The 18207-nt window shown below is 64.0% G+C and carries 17 protein-coding genes; 8 read left to right on the top strand and 9 right to left on the bottom strand.

Annotated features, from left to right (window positions below; genetic code table 11):
• Positions 1 to 199 precede the first annotated feature (199 nt).
• Both FIU81_RS13980 and FIU81_RS13975 read right to left on the bottom strand, forming a co-directional pair.
• Positions 200 to 1162, bottom strand: coding sequence for an L-malyl-CoA/beta-methylmalyl-CoA lyase (locus FIU81_RS13980; protein WP_124110470.1), 963 nt, complete (start codon positions 1160 to 1162; stop codon positions 200 to 202).
• 88 nt (positions 1163 to 1250) lie between these two features.
• Positions 1251 to 2021: a hypothetical protein gene (locus FIU81_RS13975; protein ID WP_124110471.1), complete on the bottom strand. Its 771-nt coding sequence runs from the start codon at positions 2019 to 2021 to the stop codon at positions 1251 to 1253.
• A 69-nt stretch (positions 2022 to 2090) separates the two neighbouring features.
• Here FIU81_RS13975 and FIU81_RS13970 point away from each other — a divergent pair, with 69 nt between their 5' ends.
• The 3 genes from FIU81_RS13970 (at position 2091) to pyrC (ending at position 5432) form a co-directional block, all read left to right on the top strand.
• On the top strand, positions 2091 to 3032 hold the full coding sequence (locus tag FIU81_RS13970; protein ID WP_124110473.1) for an aspartate carbamoyltransferase catalytic subunit: 942 nt from the start codon (positions 2091 to 2093) through the stop codon (positions 3030 to 3032).
• A 518-nt stretch (positions 3033 to 3550) separates the two neighbouring features.
• On the top strand, positions 3551 to 4072 hold the full coding sequence (locus FIU81_RS13965) for a hypothetical protein (protein WP_124110475.1): 522 nt from the start codon (positions 3551 to 3553) through the stop codon (positions 4070 to 4072).
• A gap of 100 nt (positions 4073 to 4172) precedes the next feature.
• The gene (gene pyrC, locus FIU81_RS13960; protein WP_124110477.1) at positions 4173 to 5432 is read left to right on the top strand and encodes a dihydroorotase; all 1260 of its coding nucleotides are present in this window, start codon (positions 4173 to 4175) and stop codon (positions 5430 to 5432) included.
• On the opposite strand, the gene FIU81_RS13955 is transcribed toward pyrC, so the two are convergent.
• From FIU81_RS13955 to FIU81_RS13935, 5 genes are all read right to left on the bottom strand, one after another.
• Positions 5429 to 6613, bottom strand: a complete 1185-nt coding sequence (locus FIU81_RS13955; protein WP_254695928.1) for a benzoate/H(+) symporter BenE family transporter — start codon at positions 6611 to 6613, stop codon at positions 5429 to 5431. The genes pyrC and FIU81_RS13955 overlap by 4 nt on opposite strands.
• 78 nt (positions 6614 to 6691) lie before the next feature.
• Entirely contained in the window at positions 6692 to 8269 is a 1578-nt protein-coding gene (locus tag FIU81_RS13950; RefSeq protein WP_124110478.1) for a glycosyltransferase family 39 protein, read from the bottom strand.
• Positions 8270 to 8361: 92 nt separating this feature from the next.
• Positions 8362 to 9105, bottom strand: a complete 744-nt coding sequence (locus tag FIU81_RS13945) for a M48 family metallopeptidase (RefSeq protein WP_124110479.1) — start codon at positions 9103 to 9105, stop codon at positions 8362 to 8364.
• Between the two features lie 62 nt (positions 9106 to 9167).
• A complete protein-coding gene (locus FIU81_RS13940) occupies positions 9168 to 10949 on the bottom strand; it encodes a sodium:solute symporter family protein (RefSeq protein WP_124110481.1) in 1782 nt (593 codons plus the stop codon).
• Positions 10950 to 10952: 3 nt separating this feature from the next.
• Positions 10953 to 11228, bottom strand: coding sequence for a DUF4212 domain-containing protein (locus FIU81_RS13935; RefSeq protein ID WP_124110482.1), 276 nt, complete (start codon positions 11226 to 11228; stop codon positions 10953 to 10955).
• Between the two features lie 133 nt (positions 11229 to 11361).
• On the opposite strand from FIU81_RS13935, the gene FIU81_RS13930 reads away from it, so the two are divergent.
• Positions 11362 to 12060, top strand: coding sequence for a DUF1194 domain-containing protein (locus tag FIU81_RS13930; protein WP_124110483.1), 699 nt, complete (start codon positions 11362 to 11364; stop codon positions 12058 to 12060).
• Here the strand turns inward: FIU81_RS13930 and FIU81_RS13925 are convergent.
• On the bottom strand, positions 12057 to 12986 hold the full coding sequence (locus tag FIU81_RS13925) for an L-threonylcarbamoyladenylate synthase (RefSeq protein ID WP_124110485.1): 930 nt from the start codon (positions 12984 to 12986) through the stop codon (positions 12057 to 12059). The genes FIU81_RS13930 and FIU81_RS13925 overlap by 4 nt on opposite strands.
• A gap of 120 nt (positions 12987 to 13106) precedes the next feature.
• Between FIU81_RS13925 and FIU81_RS13920 the strand changes: the two genes are divergently transcribed.
• Genes FIU81_RS13920 through FIU81_RS13905 form a run of 4 tightly spaced genes read left to right on the top strand, consistent with a single transcriptional unit; the run spans position 13107 to position 16704 of the window.
• Entirely contained in the window at positions 13107 to 14810 is a 1704-nt protein-coding gene (locus FIU81_RS13920) for an acyl-CoA dehydrogenase (RefSeq protein ID WP_124110487.1), read from the top strand.
• Between the two features lie 36 nt (positions 14811 to 14846).
• Complete coding sequence (locus tag FIU81_RS13915) at positions 14847 to 15896, top strand: MBL fold metallo-hydrolase (RefSeq protein WP_124110488.1); 1050 nt, start codon at positions 14847 to 14849, stop codon at positions 15894 to 15896.
• Positions 15897 to 15950: 54 nt separating this feature from the next.
• Positions 15951 to 16085: an aa3-type cytochrome c oxidase subunit IV gene (locus tag FIU81_RS13910; protein WP_124110489.1), complete on the top strand. Its 135-nt coding sequence runs from the start codon at positions 15951 to 15953 to the stop codon at positions 16083 to 16085.
• A 4-nt stretch (positions 16086 to 16089) separates the two neighbouring features.
• The gene (locus tag FIU81_RS13905; protein WP_124110491.1) at positions 16090 to 16704 is read left to right on the top strand and encodes a hypothetical protein; all 615 of its coding nucleotides are present in this window, start codon (positions 16090 to 16092) and stop codon (positions 16702 to 16704) included.
• On the opposite strand, the gene FIU81_RS13900 is transcribed toward FIU81_RS13905, so the two are convergent.
• Positions 16705 to 18027 carry a UDP-glucose dehydrogenase family protein gene (locus FIU81_RS13900; RefSeq protein ID WP_124110492.1) on the bottom strand — a complete coding sequence of 441 codons (1323 nt, stop codon included), beginning with the start codon at positions 18025 to 18027 and terminating at the stop codon, positions 16705 to 16707.
• Between the last annotated feature and the right edge of the window lie 180 nt (positions 18028 to 18207).

Raw genomic sequence — 18207 nt, 5'->3', positions numbered from 1 at the left:
TCGGTCTCCCCTTCAGGGGGTCAAATGGCGCGCGATGGGGCGGGGATCAAGTTGAAAGGCTTTTTGCCGGGTCGCTTTGGGGTGCGCCGGACGACATCTGCCTCGATGGAGGGGTAGTGCGGTACGCGTGCATCTTAGGATGCGGGCCGCCCCTTGACCCATTGCTGGGCGGCCCGCGGTGGCGGGACTTGGCGACCGATCACGACCGACGCGCGATCATTTCTGACTGTTTCACGATTACTTCCGCTTGCCGGATCGAGGCGAGATCGACCAGCCGCCCTTTATACACGGCGGCGCCTTGCCCGGTGCGCTTGGCCTCTTCCATGGCGTCCAGGATTTCTTGCGCCTCGGCCACGGCGTCATCCGATGGGGTGAAGACTTCGTTCGCCAGCGCCACCTGCTTGGGGTGGATCGCCCATTTGCCGACCATGCCCAGGGTCGCTGACCGTAGCGCTTGCGCGCGGTAGCCTTCATCGTCCGAGAAGTCGCCGAACGGGCCGTCGACCGGCAGGATGCCGTGGGTGCGGCAGGCAGCGACGATGGCGGTCTGCACCCAGTGCCAGGGGTCGGACCAGTGCTTTTGGCCGTCGTGCAGCATGTAGTAATTTTCCTGTGTGCCACCGATGCCCGTGGTCGCCATGCCCATCGAGGCTGCGTAGTCCGCGGCGCCAAGGCTCATCGCTTGCAGGCGCGGCGTGGCGGCGGCGATCTCGTTCACATGGGTCAGCCCGGCGGCGGTCTCGATGATGACTTCGAAGGCGATGGGCTTGGTGCGGCCCTTGGCACTTTCGATGGCGGTCACCAGCGCATCGACGGCATACAAGTCGCCTGCGTTTCCGACCTTGGGGATCATGATCTGGTCGATCCGGTCGCCCGCCTGTTCCAGCAGGTCGACCACATCGCGATACCAGTAAGGCGTATCCAGACCGTTGATCCGCACGCTCAGATGCTTGTCGCCCCAGTCGATATCACCGATGGCCTGGATGATGTTCCGCCGCGCTTCCGGCTTGTCGTCCGGGCTGACTGAATCTTCGAGGTCGAGGTTGATGACGTCGGCATCGCTGCCGGCCATCTTTTCGAAGATCGAAGGGCGAGAGCCAGGACCGAACAGTTGGCAACGGTTCGGGCGGGCCGGAGGTGTGGGCTGGATACGGAAGGACATGCGCGGCCTCGCAACTTTATGTCGTTTGAGTTGCGGGCAGGGATAGAATGCTGCGCATGCATTCGCAAGCCCCGACGGCCCCGGCTTCTCAGCCCGGCAGGATGCGCTTCATCTCTGTATCGAACTCTCCCCACGTGATCGTGGCGCGATTGCCCGCGTGCCCGTGATAGTATGACCGGCCCGATGGCGTTGGCAGCCCAGCCCAGATCTTCGCAAGGTTGCGCATGAAGGTGATCCGGTCCATCGCGCCAATCCGCAATTCGGCGTATCCGGCATCGCGTAGCAGCACATGGGCCAGCTTGTCTTGTAATTCGGGGGTGAAGCGCGATTGCGGGGGCGCGCCGATCTGTTTCACTAGCCGCCGCAGGGTCTTCGGAATGAACTGGTAGCGCCCGATGGCGTGGTGCTGGCCGGGGGTCGCTCGGGTCCAGGCGTCGATTTCCGCAAGAGTCATTTGCGTCGGTTTGCGCGGTGGCTTGATCCGCGCGCTAAGCTGCACGGCGTCATACCCGGCCTTCCCCGCTTCGGCGCGGGCGATGAGATCAAGGATCGCAGCACGGTCGTCCCTGCTGTCGCGCAGCGGCGCCCGCCGAACCAGCGCGGGATGCGGCGCCGGGCGGGGGGTGGCATCAAACAGCGTGCCTGCGGCCCTTCCTGCAAACAGGCTACCCTCTGACCTGGATGGCGCGGGATCGTCCTGGGGGTAGGACGCGCGCACGGCGACAGGCGGCGCGTCCAAGACGATGAACGCAGACGGCGACGCCACCATCGGGCCATCCCGCAGGGACACGCCTTGCGCCACGGCCGCGCCGAACCCGATGAAGAAAAGACTGAGAATGCGGACGAATAAGACTGCCATGCGGGCAAGCTGACATAAATTTATTGCCAAACCGTTGCCGCCAGCCCGTTTCGGGCGCTATCTGCGCCCATGTCGTTTCGTCATGATCATCTGTTGGGCATAGAGCCCCTGTCGCCGTCCGAGATCACCGAGATCCTCGACCTGGCCGACACCTACGTCGACCTGAACCGTGGCGCGGAAAAGCACGGTCAGGCGCTAAAGGGCCTGACGCAGATCAACATGTTCTTCGAAAACTCCACCCGCACGCAGGCGAGTTTCGAAATCGCGGGCCTGCGGCTCGGTGCGGACGTGATGAACATGGCGATGCAGACTTCCAGCGTGAAGAAGGGCGAGACGCTGATCGACACCGCCCTGACGCTGAACGCGATGCACCCCGATCTGCTGGTCGTGCGCCATCCGCATTCCGGCGCCGTGGACCTTCTGGCGCAGAAGGTGAACGCTGCCGTGCTGAACGCGGGCGACGGGCGGCACGAACACCCCACGCAGGCGCTGCTGGACGCGCTGACGATCCGCCGCGCCAAGGGCCGCCTGCATCGCCTGACGGTCGCCATTTGCGGCGACATCGCGCATTCCCGGGTGGCACGCTCGAACATCTGGCTGTTGGGCAAGATGGAAAGTCGCATCCGACTGGTCGGCCCGCCCACGCTGATGCCCTCGGGCGCAGCGGATTGGGGTGTCGAGGTGCATCACGACATGAAGGCGGGCCTGAAGGACGCCGATGTCGTGATGATGCTGCGGCTGCAGAAAGAGCGGATGGACGGCGGTTTCATCCCGTCCGAGCGCGAATATTTCCACCGCTACGGTCTGGACGCCGAAAAATTGTCGCACGCCGCGCCCGACGCCATCGTCATGCACCCCGGCCCCATGAATCGCGGGGTCGAGATCGACGGGACCATAGCCGACGACATCAACCGCTCGGTCATCCAAGAGCAGGTCGAGATGGGTGTCGCCGTGCGCATGGCCTGCATGGACCTGCTGGCGCAGCGGCTACGGGACCGGCGCGCGGCGTGATGGAGAGGCCCGTGTGGCTGCCGGATGATGCGCCGGATGTGCTCGCTGCTGGCGATAGGCGAAACCTGCCTGCGTGGCGCAAGGTGCTCAATCACGCCCTTCCTGTTGTGATTATCCTCACTTTTCCAATCTTGTTCTGGGTCGCAAAGGGCATGCCGAGCTTGATGCGGGATTCGCCCATAGGTATTGTTGGTTAGCTGCTGATTGGGGGGGCATTTTCTCTTCTTATCGCCATGATTATGTCAGGTCTGGCGATTACGTTACCTATCGATAATCGCTGGGTCATCTCGTCTGATGGTGTCCGGTGGGAGGATGGTTTCCACGCACCCTTGCATAAGATCAAACGGGTTCGGTTTAACGCGGTCGAACTGCACTCCGGCAGCATCAAACACATCACGGGATCTGGCGATCCGCGGCAAACGCGGCAGCTTCTGCGCCGCCTTCTGGCCGAACACCGATCCGCGCAGGACCCGTCGAACGGCTTGCCGCGTTAGGGTCGCACAGCCGAAAGGACGCCCATGACCATCGAAACCACCATCGACACAGTCCACGTCTTCGCCGTCGATCTGCCCATGGCAGAGGTGGCCGCACTGGCCGACGATCCCGCGCGGCTGGCCGATCTGCTTGGCACAGAGATCGACGCGACACGGGTCGAGGCCTTGGATACCACTGCGCTGGGTGATCTTGGCCTGTCTGCCTACCTCGTCGAAGGTGAGGGCGTCGAAGGCGGCCCGGTGCGCGGCGACGCGGGGCGGTTGAACGGGCGCAAGGGTCCGGTTCTGATCCTGCGCACGCGTGCGGCGACCAAGGCTCTGTCGCCGAAGCCGCCGCTGCAGCACCTCGGCTCTTATCGTACCGAGCGCCCGACACCTGCCGTAACCCCTTTGCGCGCCGCATCCGCCGAAGGCAGCGCCGCTGGCGTACCCCCCGCAGCACCAGCGCCCGGCAGCGCGGATCGAAAGGCCAGTGGCAAGGTCGCGATGGTCGCCCTCTTCGTGGCGCTCTTGATCGCCCTGATCGTCTGGCTGGTCGCGATCTGATCGCTTCATCGTTCCGCAAATACCTTGGGGGGAGCCGCGGATGCGGCGGGGGCAGCGCCCCCATGGACAGCCCAACCTTGCTTGGCGTAAGCCCTCGGCCATGGACCTGACCTTCCGCAACGCCCGCCTGATCGACCCCGAAACCGGCACCGAGGATATCGGTGATCTATACGTCGTCGCGGGCCGGATCGCGGAAGCGCCCTCGGAAACCGCGCAACCCATCGACTGCAACGGCAAGTGTCTTGCCCCGGGCATCGTGGACCTTGGCGTGAAGGTCAGTGAGCCGGGTGAGCGACACAAGGAATCCTTCCGATCCGCTGGGCGCGCGGCAGCGCGCGGGGGGGTCACAACCATCGTCACGCGCCCCGATACGGACCCGGCGATCGACACGCCCGAAGTGCTGGAATTCGTTGCCCGCCGGGCCGAGGTCGACGCGCAGGTGCGGGTGGCCCACATGGCCGCGCTGACCAAAGGCCGCGATGGGCGCGAGATGGTCGAGATCGGCTTCCTGCAAGACGCCGGTGCCGTGGCCTTCACCGATTGCGACCGGGTCGTCACCGACACGCGCGTGCTGCAACGTGCGCTGACCTACGCTGCCGGTCTGAGCGCACTGGTCGTGGGGCACGCTCAGGAACCGATCCTGTCGCGCGGGGCGGCGGCCACCAGCGGCAAGTTCGCGTCGCTCTACGGGCTGTCAGGCGTATCGCCCATGGCCGAGCGCATGGTGCTGGACCGCGACGTGTCCCTGCTGGAAATGACGGGCGCCGCCTACCATGTGGACCAGATCACCACCGCCCGCGCCCTACCCAGCCTGGAGCGCGCCAAGCGCAATGGTCTGAACCTGACGGCGGGCGTCGGAATTCACCACCTGACGTTGAACGAGTTCGACGTCAGCGGCTATCGGTCCTTCTTCAAGCTTAAGCCGCCTCTGCGGTCTGAAGATGACCGCCTTGCCGTAGTCGAGGCCGTCGCCAACGGCCTGATCGACGTGATCTGCTCGATGCACACTCCGCAGGACGAGGAATCCAAGCGCCTACCGTTCGAAGAAGCCGCCTCTGGCGCGGTGGGCCTGGAAACGCTGCTTCCCGCTGCCCTGCGCCTTGTCCACGCGGGCCACCTGACCCTGCCGCAACTGTGGCGCGCGCTGTCCATGAACCCCGCCAAACGCCTTGGCCTGAATGCAGGCGCCCTGTCCCCCGGCACCCCCGCCGATCTGGTCCTCTTCGACGCCAACGCCCCCTTCGTGCTGGACCGAGAGATGTTGGCATCGAAATCCAAGAACACACCCTTCGACGGCGCGCGGATGGAAGGCAAGGTTCTGGGCACTTGGGTCGGTGGCGTGCAGGTCTTCGACGCCTAGCGCCGCCGGGCCGTCACGCCCCACACCAGCAGCCCCGCCAGCACGCCCCAAACCGCGCCGGAAATGCCCAGCAAGGTCGTCCCGCTGGCCGAGATCAGAAGGGTCAGTGCCGGGCCCTCGATCCGCTTGCCCTCTCCGAACGCGCCTGAAAGCGCGCCCACGAGCGCCGGGATCAGCGCCAGACCGGCGACGGCAGTGATGACGCCTGCGGGGGCGACGGCGGCCAGTGCCACGACCGGAGCGGCGAAGACCGCGAGCACCACGTAAGCAACGCCAGAGGTGATGGCCGCCCAGTAGCGGCGCGCAGGATCGGGGCCTGCGTCCTCACCGCTCATCATGGCCGCCGTGATCGCCGACATGTTCACCGGGATCGACCCGAAGGGCGCGAAGGCCGCGCTGACGATGCCGGTGCGGCGCAGAAGGGGCGGGCGGTCGTAGGTGTAGCCGTGCAGGTCGAGCACCGCGAAACCGGGGATGTTCTGGCCCGCCATGGTCACCAGATATAGCGGGATCCCGATGGATATGACGGCCTGCAGACTGAAGACTGGCGCGATGGGCGTCAGGTCGGGCAGGCCACCCATCTGCACGGCGGCACCGTTGTCCGATCCGAAGGCGATCACAGCGATCAGTGCAAGAATCGTAGCGGGCATCGCGGCCAGTCTGTGAAGGGCCAGCCCGACGATCCAGGCGCCGACCAGCGGCAAGATCGCCCAAGGGGCCAGTCCGGCTGCCTGTGCGGGGGCTAGGCAAAGGGGCAGAAGCACGCCTGCCAGAAGGGCGTTCGCGATGGGCTTGGGAATGGCCGCGACGGCGCGGCCCAAGGCGGGGATCAGGCCCGTCAAAACGATCAGTCCGGCGCAGACGATCAGCGCGCCGACAGCCTCGGGAAAGCCGCCGGGGAGGGCTTGGGTGGAGGCCAGAAACGCCGCTCCCGGCGTGGACCAAGCGACGGCGGCGGGGATGCGCGTGGCGGCGGCCAGCCAGATGCTGCCGATGCCCATGCCCAGCGTCGCGAAGAACAGCCCTGTTGCGACCTGGCCCTCGGTCGCGCCCATGGCCGACAGGCCGGCCAGAACGATGGCGAAGGACGACGAAAAGCCCACGAAGGCCGCGAGAAGCCCCATGTAAATCGCGGGAAAGGTCAGGTCTTTCAGCACTGGGTAGGCTCCGCGTCTGCTCACCGGCGTCCTAGCGGGATCGATGCCGACAGGCGAGAGGATCGTTTCCGTCAGCTCCCAGGTGTCCGCGCCTTGATCCGATCAACTCGCTGCCGGTCTTTCGGGCGCATGGCATCGGGCCCCAAGGCTGTCGCCAAGGTCCAGCACAGCAGGGTTCGGGCCGAAGAGATAGCCAGTCTCGGCCGGTCTGTCCCATTCGAGTGTAGAGGTGAACAGAAGCGCCGCGTCATCGGCCACGTCGGGTCTGGTGCGCGTATGATCGCGAACGAAGGTGCCCGTTAGGCTGAAGCCCAATTGCTGCGTATAATGCGCCGCCTCTATCATCGGTCGAATGAGAATGCCGCAGTCGTGCCTGTAGGACACGAGTGCCTCCAGAATGTGGAAGTGGGGTAGGTGATAGCCCATTCCACCTGTACGCAAGTAGGCGATTGGCTGCGTTTCGATGCCTTGTGCAGACCAGTGATCTTTGATGTCCTCCGCATCCGCTTCCAGCATCTTCGCAAACTGCCCGAACGCGTGCGGCGTGACGAATTGATATTCAGCATAGGCGGCAGACAGCCCCGGCAGACCGGCCAGTGGTGCCGGGTTCACGCCGACGGTCAGAACGACGGCTGCCATGACGGCTTGGACAGCTGATACGATGACAACGATGGCACGGCGGATGTTCGGCAGGGACAATGTTACGACCAACGCGGCCGCCGTCAGGTACGGCATGAACATGCGGTAGCCGAACATCATGTGCTCTCCGGCGGATCGGCTGGCATAGAAGACGAACAGGGCGAACGCGACGCCGCCCCCGATCTGGATCGCGCTTGTCAGTTTCGGGCGTGTGTCGCGGGTGGGGCGCCACAGGAGTGCCAGAGGGGCGAGGAAGGACAGCAAGGCGAAATTCAGCAGCGCCGAGATGCTGTCGATCGAGGCACGGCTCGAATGGGCGAGCTTGATGTAGTAGGATGTTGGCAGAACGTCCCCGTAATAGAGCCACGCGAACAGCAGCCAGCTTCCGGCGATGGCAGCACACAGCAGGCCGCCGACCCAGAGCATCGGACGCCGGTAATCCACGCAAAGTATCGCAAGCAGGAGCGGACCCGTGATCAGGACGCTGTCGTGCCGCGTCAGGAACATCATGCCTGCCAAGGCGCCCAGAGCGAGATAGTCGCGATCCCGCGCGGACCCTGCACGGCCTAGCACGACCAGCCAAGCGGCGAAGACCGTTGCCAGAAGGCTAAGGATCGCGGTTTCCAAACCGCCGACAGACCACAGCGCCAGAAACGGAGAGCCGAGCGACAGCGCGGTGAACAGCGCCAGTCGTGTGCCGCCGATCCCGGTGCGCCGGATGGCAATGGCCCAGCCGACGACGATCAGACAGAGCGCCAGCAGCCGATAGCTTTCGACAGGATGAAAGCCTGCGCGCGCTATGGCAGAGGCCAGCAGCGCGTGCAGCGGTGATGTCAACGCCGACACCCGCTCTCCGACATTATAGACCAGACCGTCGCCCGCCGCCGCGTTCAGCGCATAGCGTCCGACGATGTAGGCATCATCGGCGACAAAGGGCCAGAATAGGACGCAGAGCAGCGTGAATGCGGTCACGCCGATGCCCATGATGCAGGTGTTGGGATCAACTGCGACGCGGCGGATTGGGGCGGTCAGATAAGTCATGGCGTGAACAATCACATATGACTTCGGCTTATTGATGGCAGGTTCCGGTCAAATGTTGAATCTGGGTTTCCTGCAGGTCAGATACCGGAGGTCTATAATTCCCGCAGGATAGCCTCTATTTCGCGGATGCGGTTTTGCGGGGCGGGATGGGTCGCCAAAAATTCCGGCGTTCGCGCGCCGCCAGCCGCTTCCATGCGCTGCCACAGGTCCACCGCCTGCCTGGGATTGTAGGCGGCGCTGTCCATCAGGCGCAGGCCCAGCGCGTCGGCTTCCAGTTCCTGTTCGCGGTTGAAGGGCATCAGCAGGCCGTATTGCACGCCCATGCCCAGGGCCGCTGCGATTTCCCGGCTGTATTCGATGCCGCCGAGGTTCAGGAAAAAGGCGACGATGCTTATGCCGGTGTCGGTGGCGACCTGCGCAGACATGCGCTCTTGCGGGTGTTCTGCCTGCAGGTGCCCGATTTCATGGCCGACGATGGCGGCCAGTTGGTCTTCCGATCCGATGACGTCGAACATGCCCTCGTAAACGCCGATCTTGCCGCCGGGCAGCGCGAAGGCGTTGGCGTCGGGGGTGGCGAAGACCTCGATCTCCCAATTGCGGTCGGTCAGGGAGGCCGCGTTGATCAGGCGGCTGGACACGCGGTCCAGAGTTTGACGGTACGTCGCGTTGCGGCTGATCGGCGTTTCCGACTTGATCTGTGCCCACGCCGCCTCGCCCATTTCGGCGGCTTCCGCCTGACTGACAAGGTTCGGCCCGTCATCGCAGGCCGACAGCGCCAACGGCGCGGTGGCAGAGAGTGTCAGGAATTTGCGGCGAGACAGACAGGAGCGGCACATGGCAAGTGAACGCCACTCAAGGGCATGGCGTTCCCGGCTCCCTGGAGGGAGCCGGGATTAGATCAATGGCTTGACGCGCCGCCGGCGCCGCGCGGGATCCGCACGTTTTCGATCATCGCCTTTACATCATCGGGCGTGTCCGCTGTGCGGCCAGAGACCACGAAGGCCACGATGAAGTTAAGTGCGGCCCCGACACAGCCAATGGCTGTGGATTCGATGCCGAATAGCGATCCTTCGATGGTGTCGGGGAAGCTGTTGGTTCCCGGTACGAAGAACCAGCCTTTGTGCAGGAAGATGTAGACCACCGTGAATACCAAGCCTGTCACCATCCCCGCGACCGCGCCTACATTGCTGATGCGCTTCGAAAAGATGCCCATCAGTAGCGCCGGGAAAATCGTCGCTGCGGCAATGCCGAAGGCCAGCGCAACCGTCTGAGCCGCAAAACCCGGGGGGTTCAGGCCCAACCAGGTTGCAACAGCGACCGCGGCTGCCATCGAGATCCTCGCCGCCAGCAACTCTCCCTTCTCGGAGATACCCGGCGTCAGTGTCCGCTTCAGCAAGTCGTGGCTGACCGCAGAAGAAATCGCCAAGAGAAGGCCTGCTGCCGTAGACAGGGCGGCCGCCATGCCTCCGGCCGCCACCAGCGCGATGACCCAACTGGGAAGCTGCGCGATTTCGGGGTTCGCCAGCACCAGGATGTCGCGGTTGAACTCGACAAGTTCGTTGGTTTCGGCCCCTGATGCTTCGGCGACCGGCGGCAGGGTCTCGGCGTCTTCGTTGAAATATTGCAGCCGACCATCGCCATTTGCGTCCTCCAGCCCCAGCAAACCCGTGGTCTGCCAGTTCTCGAACCACGGTGGAGCCTCTTCGATAAGCATTGCCTCGCCTTCGGCGCCGCCCGGCCAGATAGTGTCCATGATGTTCAGCCGCGCCATCGCGCCGACGGCTGGCGCAGTCAGGTAGACGATCGCGATGAACAGCAGCGCCCAACCTGCCGACAGTCGCGCGTCTGACACTTTCGGCACCGTGAAAAAGCGGATGATCACGTGGGGCAACCCTGCCGTGCCGATCATCAGCGTAAGCGTGAAGAGCGTCATATTCAGGATCGGCAGAAAACTTGTGTCCTGTTCAGTGTAGGACGCAAAGCCAAGGTCGGCGAGCGTTGCGTTCAGTGTTGTCAGGATTGGCTCTCCCGTCGCCTCGAAGTTCGAGAACAGACCTAAGCCGGGAACAGGGTTTCCGGTCAGTTGCAGCGATATGAAGATCGCAGGCACGGTGTAGGCGAAGACCAGTACGACGTACTGCGCGACCTGCGTGTAGGTCACGCCCTTCATTCCGCCGAGCACGGCGTAGAAGAAGACCACCGCGGCACCGATGAAGAGGCCGGTTGAATTCTCGACCTGAAGGAAGCGCGAGAAGGCGACCCCAACGCCGGTCATCTGGCCGATGACGTAGGTCAGCGAGGCAACGATCAGGCACAACACCGCCACCAGCCGCGCGGTTGAACTATAGTAGCGGTCGCCGATGAACTCTGGCACCGTGAAGCTGCCGAACTTGCGCAGGTAGGGGGCAAGGCACAGCGCCAGCAGTACGTAACCTCCGGTCCACCCCATCAAATAGCTGGAAGCCGAATAGCCGTTGAAAGCCAGAAGACCGGCCATAGAGATGAACGACGCAGCTGACATCCAATCCGCCGCCGTTGCCATGCCGTTCGTGACCGGATGAATGCCGCGACCCGCTGCGTAGAACTCGTCGGTCGAACCGGCCCGCGCCCAGACCGCGATGCCGATGTACAGAAGGAACGAGCCGCCAATGAAGAGAAGGTTGAGATAATACTGATCCATGGCTCAATCCTCCTCGACGCCGTAGTCGCGATCCAATTTGTTCATCCGCCAGGCGTAGAAGAATATCAGGACAAGAAACGTCAGGATCGAGCCTTGTTGCGCGAACCAGAAGCCCAGATCGGTTCCGCCGACTTCGATCCCGGCCAAAAGCGGGCGTAGTAGTATGCCGAAGCCGAAGCTGACGAGTGCCCAGACGATAAGGCAACCGTAGATCGTGCGAAGGTTCGCCTTCCAATATCCCGTTGCGTTGCTTGGTCTGCGTTGCGTTCCACTGGTCACTGGTTCCTCCTTTACCGGGCGGTTCGGTCTTGGTTGACGACCGCCTCTAAGAGCGGAGCTAGGTGAAAATTTGCAAAAATGGCTTAGTCTTCTACGAAAGTCGTATAATCGTGTCTTCCGAAAGGACCTTGTGATGCGCTGGGTTTGCGTCGTTCTGTTATGGCTGGGTTCCACGGCATTTGCCGAAGATACCGATCTGGAACTGGTGTTGTTGGCCGATGCTTCCGGTTCTATCGACGCGCGAGAAATCGCGTTTCAGCTCGAAGGCTATGCGCAGGCGATCACCGATCCGCAGGTGCTAGAGGCGATCGCGCGCACGGCTTACGGCGAGATCGCGGTGACTTACGTGGAATGGGCGACGAACCAGGGTGTCGTTGTGGATTGGATGCGGATCCGCGATGCCGAAGACGCGGAACGTTTTGCCGAGGCGCTGCGCAATGGACCTCGTTCCGCCTACGGCAGCAATGCCATCGGCGCGGCCTTGCTGGAAGGGCTGCGGATGATGGACGAGAACGAGATGGTCGGCTTTCGCCGCGTCATCGACTTCTCTGGCGACAGCGTGCGCAACTACACCGGACCTTCCATCGAAGAGGCCCGCACCCGTGTCGTGGCGGCCGGCGTGACGATCAACGCGCTGCCGATCCTGCGCCCCGACGATCCGGGCCGCGCACAGGGCGGACTGGAAGATGCATACGAGAGCCAGATCATCGGTGGTCCGGGTGCATTCGTGGTGACGGCAGAAGACCGCGAGAGCTTTGCCGAGGCGGTGCGTCGCAAGCTGTTTCTGGAAATTTCGGACGCTGGCGCGGGGCGCGTGGTCGCCGGAAATTAGCGGGGGGCGGCGGCCCGGCGCAGGCGGTCGTTGATGGCACGCCCAAGGCCGTGGTCTGGAATAGGCGATACGGCTATGCGCTGGACCTGCATCGAGTCGAGCTGTTGCAGACAGTCGAACAGCCGCGCTGCCGCTTGCTGCAAATCTCCCGTTTCCGACAGGTTCAGCGCGGCATCCACCGGGCCGAAACCCAACAGCACCTCTTCCTGCTCCGGCGTGGTCACATTCAGCCGCACTCGGCCCGCAGGCGCGTAATGCGAGGCAAGCTGGCCCGGCGCAGTGATGGCCGAGTCATCGGCGGGCAGCAGTGGGTCGCCCAGCAGCGTTTCGATCTCTTCCGTCGCCAGCCCGCCCGGGCGCAGCAGACGCACGCCGTCCGCGACGGGCATCAGGATGGTCGACTCGACCCCCACGCCGCAGGCGCCGCCATCGAGCACCGCCTCGATCCGTCCCCCAAGGCCCGCCATGACGTGTTCCGCCATCGTCGGGCTGACCCGACCGGACGGGTTCGCCGACGGGGCGGCGATGGGGCGGTCCACGGCTGACAAAAGCGCGCGCGCAAGCGGCGTGGCAGGAACGCGAACGGCGAGGGTGGGCAGGCCAGCGGTCGTCAGGGATGCAACGGGTGCGTCATTGTGTATCGGCAGAACCAGCGTCATCGGTCCGGGCCAGAAGGCATCGGCCAAAGCCTGCGCGCGAGCGTCGAACGCCACCAGCCGCTCCGCCGCGTCCGTATCCGGCACATGCACGATCAGCGGATTGAACGCGGGCCGCCCCTTGGCCGCATAGATGCGCGCCACGGCATCCGCGTTGGTTGCATCGGCACCCAGCCCGTAGACCGTCTCTGTCGGAAAGGCGACCAACCCACCATCCCGCAGGATCTGCGCGGCACGATCGATCTGGTCCGGGGTCAGGCGTTCTGTCATGGGGAATCGCCTATTCCGACAGCGCCATGCGATCAAGCCGCAGTCTCTGACGCAGGGTTTGACTTGCCGAGCGATGGGCCGCGGGCCACTTTAACTACATAGTCTAAGGGGGATTATTTCATGCCGTATCGCGCACCGCTCAAGGATTTCCGCTTCCTGTTCGATCACATAGTGGGTTTCGACTGCGTCACAGAGACCGAGCGCTTCGCCGAGGCGACGCCGGAGGTTGTTGAGCAGATCCTGAACGAAGCTGGCCGCATGTGCGAAGAGGTGCTGGCCCCTCTGAACCGCGCGGGTGACGAGAACCCCGCCAAGCTGGAAAACGGCGTTGTTCGGACGTCTCCGGGATTCGACGAAGGTTACAAGGCGATTGCCGAAGGCGGTTGGGTCGGCATGGCCGCTGACCCCGAATACGGCGGCATGGGCCTGCCGATGACAGTGGCGAGTGCCGTGAACGAAATGATGTCGTCCGCCTGCCTGTCGCTGCAACTGTGCCCGATGCTGAGCCAAGGCCAGATCGAGGCGCTGGAGCATCACGCCAGCGAAGAGCTGAAGCAGACCTACCTGACCAAGCTGACCAGCGGTGAGTGGTCTGGCACAATGAACCTGACCGAGCCGCAGGCTGGATCGGACGTGGGCGCGCTGCGCTCGAAGGCAGAGCCGAACGATGACGGCAGCTATAATATCACCGGCCAGAAAATCTACATCACTTGGGGTGACGCTGAATTCCTGCCGAACGTCGTGCATCTGGTGCTGGCCCGTCTGCCGGACGCGGCTCCCGGCACCAAGGGCATCAGCCTGTTCCTTGTCCCGAAGTACCTGCCCAAGGACGACGGCACACCCGGAGAGCCGAACGACCTGCGGGTCGTTAGCCTAGAGCACAAGATGGGCATCCACGGATCGCCCACCTGCGTCATGGAGTATTCCGGCGCGAAGGGCTGGCTTGTCGGTCAGGAAAACAAGGGCATGGCCGCGATGTTCACGATGATGAACAACGCCCGTCTCGGCGTGGGCGTGCAGGGTATTGGCGTGGGCGAAGCCGCCTATCAGCATGCTTTGGCGTATGCGCTGGATCGCACGCAAGGCAAAGCAGAAGGCACTGGTACCATCGTAGAGCATGCGGATGTGCGCCGGATGCTGACGGGCATGAAGGCGGATCTCTTCGCCGCACGCTCCATCGCGATGATGAATGCCGTAGCCATCGACATGGCGACGGCTACCGGGGATACGTCGTGGAAGGCCCGCGCCGCGCTTTTGACGCCGATCACCAAGGCCTTCGGCACCGACATCGGCAACGAAGTCGCGCATGAGGGCGTGCAGGTGCACGGTGGCATGGGCTTCGTCGAGGAAACGGGCGCCGCGCAATACAGCCGCGATGCCCGGATCACGCCGATCTACGAAGGCACGAACGGCATTCAGTCCATGGATCTTGTCGCGCGCAAGATGATGGACGGGGGGGACGCCGCCTTCGCCCTGATCGACGAGATGCAGGCCATGATCGAAGAGGCGCGCAAGTCCGAAGATGCGCTGGCTCAAGCCGTCTGGGACGCGACCGAGGCATTGCGGGACGCGACGGATGTGCTGGTGGCCCAAGACATGCAGGACCGCTTCGCCGGGGCCGTTCCCTATCTTCGCGCCTTTGCCCGTGTGCTGGGCGGCGTTGCGCATCTGCGCGCGGCGGTGAAGGGCGACGCTGGGCGTCGCGCGCTGGCGGCCTTCTACATCGAACGTTTGCTGCCCGAGCACGCGTCGCTTCTGGTGCACGCCAAGGCGGGCGCAGATGGTCTGTATGCGCTGACGCTGGACGATCTGGCCGCTGCCTGATCTAAGCACGCCGATCGAACACCGAGAGGCGATGCGATGAGCGGAAACGACACGATCCGCTACGAATGGCAGGACGCGCCGGAGTTCGGCGCGTCCTTCGCGGTCGCCGAGGGGATCGAGTGGCTGCGCCTGCCGTTGCCCATGAAGCTTGACCACGTGAACTGCTGGATCCTGACAGAGCCGAACGGCAGCGTGACCGTCGTCGACACGGGCTTCGACAGCCGCAAGACGCGTGACATGTGGGTGCAGGCCTTGCATGGGCGGCGTGTGTCGCGCGTGCTGGTGACGCACCACCATCCCGATCACGTCGGCCTCGCTGGCTGGTTCATGGCCGAGCACGGCGCGGAACTGCTGATGCCGCGCACGGCCTACTTGATGGCGCGGATGCTGCTTCTTGATGAGCAAGAGCGTCCATCGCCTGAGACAGCCGCCTTCTGGCGTGCCTGCGGCATGGATTCAGAAGTTTTGGCGACCCGGCTGGAAGAGCGCCCGTTCAACTTCGCAGACGTGGTGCATCCGCTGCCGCTGGGCTTCAACCGTCTTGTCGAAGACCAGATGATCCAGATCGGCGGGCGCTGGTGGCACGTTCACATGGGCAACGGCCACGCCCCCGAACACGCGACCTTGTGGGAAGAGGACGGGCCGCTGGTGCTGGGGGGCGATCAGCTCTTGCCCTCGATCTCTCCCAACCTCGGGCTCTATGCCACCGAGCCCGAAGGCGATCCAGTGGGCGACTTCCTGATCTCGTGTGAGACGTTTCAGGGCATTGCAACGCCTGACCGGCTGGTCCTGCCCGGCCACAAGCTGCCATTTCGCGGCCTGCCGCTGCGGCTGCGTCAACTGACAGAGAACCACACCGGTGCGTTGGATCGTCTGCGGACCCATCTTGCCACCTCCCATAGCGCGGGCGAGTGTTTTCAGCCGATCTTCAAGCGGCAGATCACGGGCGGCGAATACGGACTCGCACTGGTCGAGGCGGTCGCCCACTGCATGCATCTTTGGCATCTGGGAGAGGCGGATCGGCACGAGGATGATACCGGCACATGGCAATTCGTCATGCGTCAGCGCGACGCCAAGCGCGCGTGACAGGCCCGGACGAATCGTTTATCAGCCGGAAAACGCAAATTGTCGGAGCGGACCATGGCAAAGCACTCGCACGGATCGATGAACATCGAAGAGCAGGAAAAGACCTTCGAGGGGTTCGTGAAGTGGACCGTGCGGACGGTGATCGCGATCATCGTGGCGCTGGTCCTTCTTGCCCTGATCAACGGCTAAACCCATGATCCGCGCCCTGATGCTGGCCGTGCTGGCGGCCCTGACGTTGACAGGGTGCGGCACGAACAATCCGCCGCCCGCCGATCCTGCCGAAGTCGCGCGCGCGGCCTATGTTCATTCTGGCCCGCCGCAGCTGACACTGCTGACCGTGCGCACGGTCGCGGGCGACTCGGGCGCACACACCGCGCTGATGGTGAACGGGTCGCAGCGGGTTCTGTGGGACCCGGCTGGGTCGTTCCGCCATCCCAACGTCCCGGAAGTCGCCGATCTGCATTACGGCATCACGCCGAACATCGAGCGCGGTTACATCGACTATCACGTGCGCGAGGACCACTACGTCGTGCGGCAGGACCTGGCCGTCGATGCGGCCACGGCCAACCGCTTGATCTCTGCCATGCGCAATCACGGCGCGGCACCGCAGGCGACCTGCGCGCGCTCGACCTCTACGCTGTTGCGTCAGGCGGGGATCGACGTCGGGACCACATGGTATCCCAACGCGCTAATGAACGATTTCGGTCAGGTGCCCGGCGTCAGCACGCAGAGGATCGACAACAGCAATGTCGACCGGCGGCATAACATCGTGTTCGGCAAGGACGGCGTTCCACTTCCGCCGACCTGATCACGCCACACCGAAGCCCGCACGCCCGACAGCCGCATAGGCGGTAAAGCCCGCGCGCTGCACATCCGCAATCGCATAGACGTTGCGCAGGTCGGCCATGCGAGCGGTGCGCATGGTGTCCGACAACTGCGACAGGTCGAGCGCGCGGAACTCGTTCCATTCGGTCAGGATGACCAACAGATCGGCGTCCTGCGCGGCGTCGTAGGGATCGGCGTGCCAGCTGACGCCCGGCAGCAGCTTCTCACCCTCATGTCGGCCCTGCGGATCGCAGACGCGCACCTCTGCCCCGCCGCCCACGAGCGCGGGTACGATGGTAAGGGACGGCGCGTCGCGCATGTCATCGGTGTTGGGCTTGAAAGTCACGCCCAGCACCGCCACACGCTTGCCGTTGAAACTGCCGTCGCACAGGTCGCGCAGCTTTTCGGTCATGCGGCGCTTCATCTCTTCGTTCACCTCGATCACCGCTTCGGTGATGCGCATGGGGGCCGCGTGTTCCTGCCCGATGCGGGCCAGAGCCTTGGTATCCTTTGGGAAGCAGGATCCGCCGTAGCCTGGCCCCGCATGCAGGAACTTGTTGCCGATGCGCCCGTCCAGACCCATGCCGCGGCTGACCTGTTTGATATCCGCGCCGACGCGCTCGCACAGGGACGCGATCTCGTTGATGAAGGTGATCTTCGTCGCAAGAAAGGCGTTGGCGGCGTATTTGATCATCTCTGCCGATTCCAGATCGGTCACGACGATGGGAAACTCGCGCAGGAACAGCGGGCGATAGATTTCCGACATGACATCGCCGGCGCGGTCGGACTGCACGCCGACGACCACGCGGTCGGGGCGCATGAAGTCATCGATGGCGGCGCCTTCGCGCAGGAACTCGGGGTTCGAGGCGACCTCGAAATCCAGATCGGGGTTCGCCTGCGCCACGACCTCGGCCACCTTGCGGTTGGTGCCGACGGGAACGGTGGATTTCGTGACGATGACGACACCGGGATCGGCAGCGCGCGCGACCTCTTCTGCGGCGGCCATCACGTAAGTCAGATCGGCGTGGCCATCACCGCGCCGGGTGGGCGTGCCGACGGCGATGAAGACGGCCTGTGCGCCTTTTAGCGCGGCGGCCAGATCGGTGGTGAAGGCCAACCGTCCGGCAGCGACGTTCTTCTCAAGGATCACATCGAGGCCCGGCTCGAAGATCGGGATTTCGCCGTTCTCCAGCCGGGTCACCTTGGCGGCGTCTTTGTCGACGCAGATCACATCATGGCCGAAGTCCGAAAAACACACACCCGAAACAAGGCCCACGTAGCCGGTGCCGATCATCGCGATTTTCATGGAGAGTGTCCTTACTGCGTGCCTCTTCGCGCGGGGTAAACGCCGCGCGGGCTGTATCTGTCAACGTGCGCCCGCTTCTGCGCTTCCAATCCGGCATCAATTGCGGGCGTTGCGCAACTGTATTGCCGAACGCGCGGTGTGTTCAGGCGCTCGTAATGCGGATCGGCGCAGGGTGCCGCA

Source organism: Palleronia sp. THAF1, assembly GCF_009363795.1.
In the GTDB taxonomy this organism is placed as follows: domain Bacteria; phylum Pseudomonadota; class Alphaproteobacteria; order Rhodobacterales; family Rhodobacteraceae; genus Palleronia.
Note: the sequence above shows the minus strand (reverse complement) of the source record. Positions and strands in the feature narration are given on the sequence as shown.

Excerpts from the sequence above, each read along its gene's own strand:
- FIU81_RS13900 (WP_124110492.1), bottom strand. The coding sequence starts at position 18,027 with ATGAAAATCGCGATGATCGGCACCGGCTACGTGGGCCTTGTTTCGGGT.
- pyrC (WP_124110477.1), top strand. The coding sequence starts at position 4,173 with ATGGACCTGACCTTCCGCAACGCCCGCCTGATCGACCCCGAAACCGGC.
- FIU81_RS13940 (WP_124110481.1), bottom strand. The coding sequence starts at position 10,949 with ATGGATCAGTATTATCTCAACCTTCTCTTCATTGGCGGCTCGTTCCTT.
- FIU81_RS13950 (WP_124110478.1), bottom strand. The coding sequence starts at position 8,269 with ATGACTTATCTGACCGCCCCAATCCGCCGCGTCGCAGTTGATCCCAAC.
- FIU81_RS13920 (WP_124110487.1), top strand. The coding sequence starts at position 13,107 with ATGCCGTATCGCGCACCGCTCAAGGATTTCCGCTTCCTGTTCGATCAC.
- FIU81_RS13925 (WP_124110485.1), bottom strand. The coding sequence starts at position 12,986 with ATGACAGAACGCCTGACCCCGGACCAGATCGATCGTGCCGCGCAGATC.
- FIU81_RS13930 (WP_124110483.1), top strand. The coding sequence starts at position 11,362 with ATGCGCTGGGTTTGCGTCGTTCTGTTATGGCTGGGTTCCACGGCATTT.
- FIU81_RS13970 (WP_124110473.1), top strand. The coding sequence starts at position 2,091 with ATGTCGTTTCGTCATGATCATCTGTTGGGCATAGAGCCCCTGTCGCCG.
- FIU81_RS13905 (WP_124110491.1), top strand. The coding sequence starts at position 16,090 with ATGATCCGCGCCCTGATGCTGGCCGTGCTGGCGGCCCTGACGTTGACA.
- FIU81_RS13915 (WP_124110488.1), top strand. The coding sequence starts at position 14,847 with ATGAGCGGAAACGACACGATCCGCTACGAATGGCAGGACGCGCCGGAG.
- FIU81_RS13910 (WP_124110489.1), top strand. The coding sequence starts at position 15,951 with ATGGCAAAGCACTCGCACGGATCGATGAACATCGAAGAGCAGGAAAAG.
- FIU81_RS13980 (WP_124110470.1), bottom strand. The coding sequence starts at position 1,162 with ATGTCCTTCCGTATCCAGCCCACACCTCCGGCCCGCCCGAACCGTTGC.
- FIU81_RS13965 (WP_124110475.1), top strand. The coding sequence starts at position 3,551 with ATGACCATCGAAACCACCATCGACACAGTCCACGTCTTCGCCGTCGAT.
- FIU81_RS13975 (WP_124110471.1), bottom strand. The coding sequence starts at position 2,021 with ATGGCAGTCTTATTCGTCCGCATTCTCAGTCTTTTCTTCATCGGGTTC.
- FIU81_RS13945 (WP_124110479.1), bottom strand. The coding sequence starts at position 9,105 with ATGTGCCGCTCCTGTCTGTCTCGCCGCAAATTCCTGACACTCTCTGCC.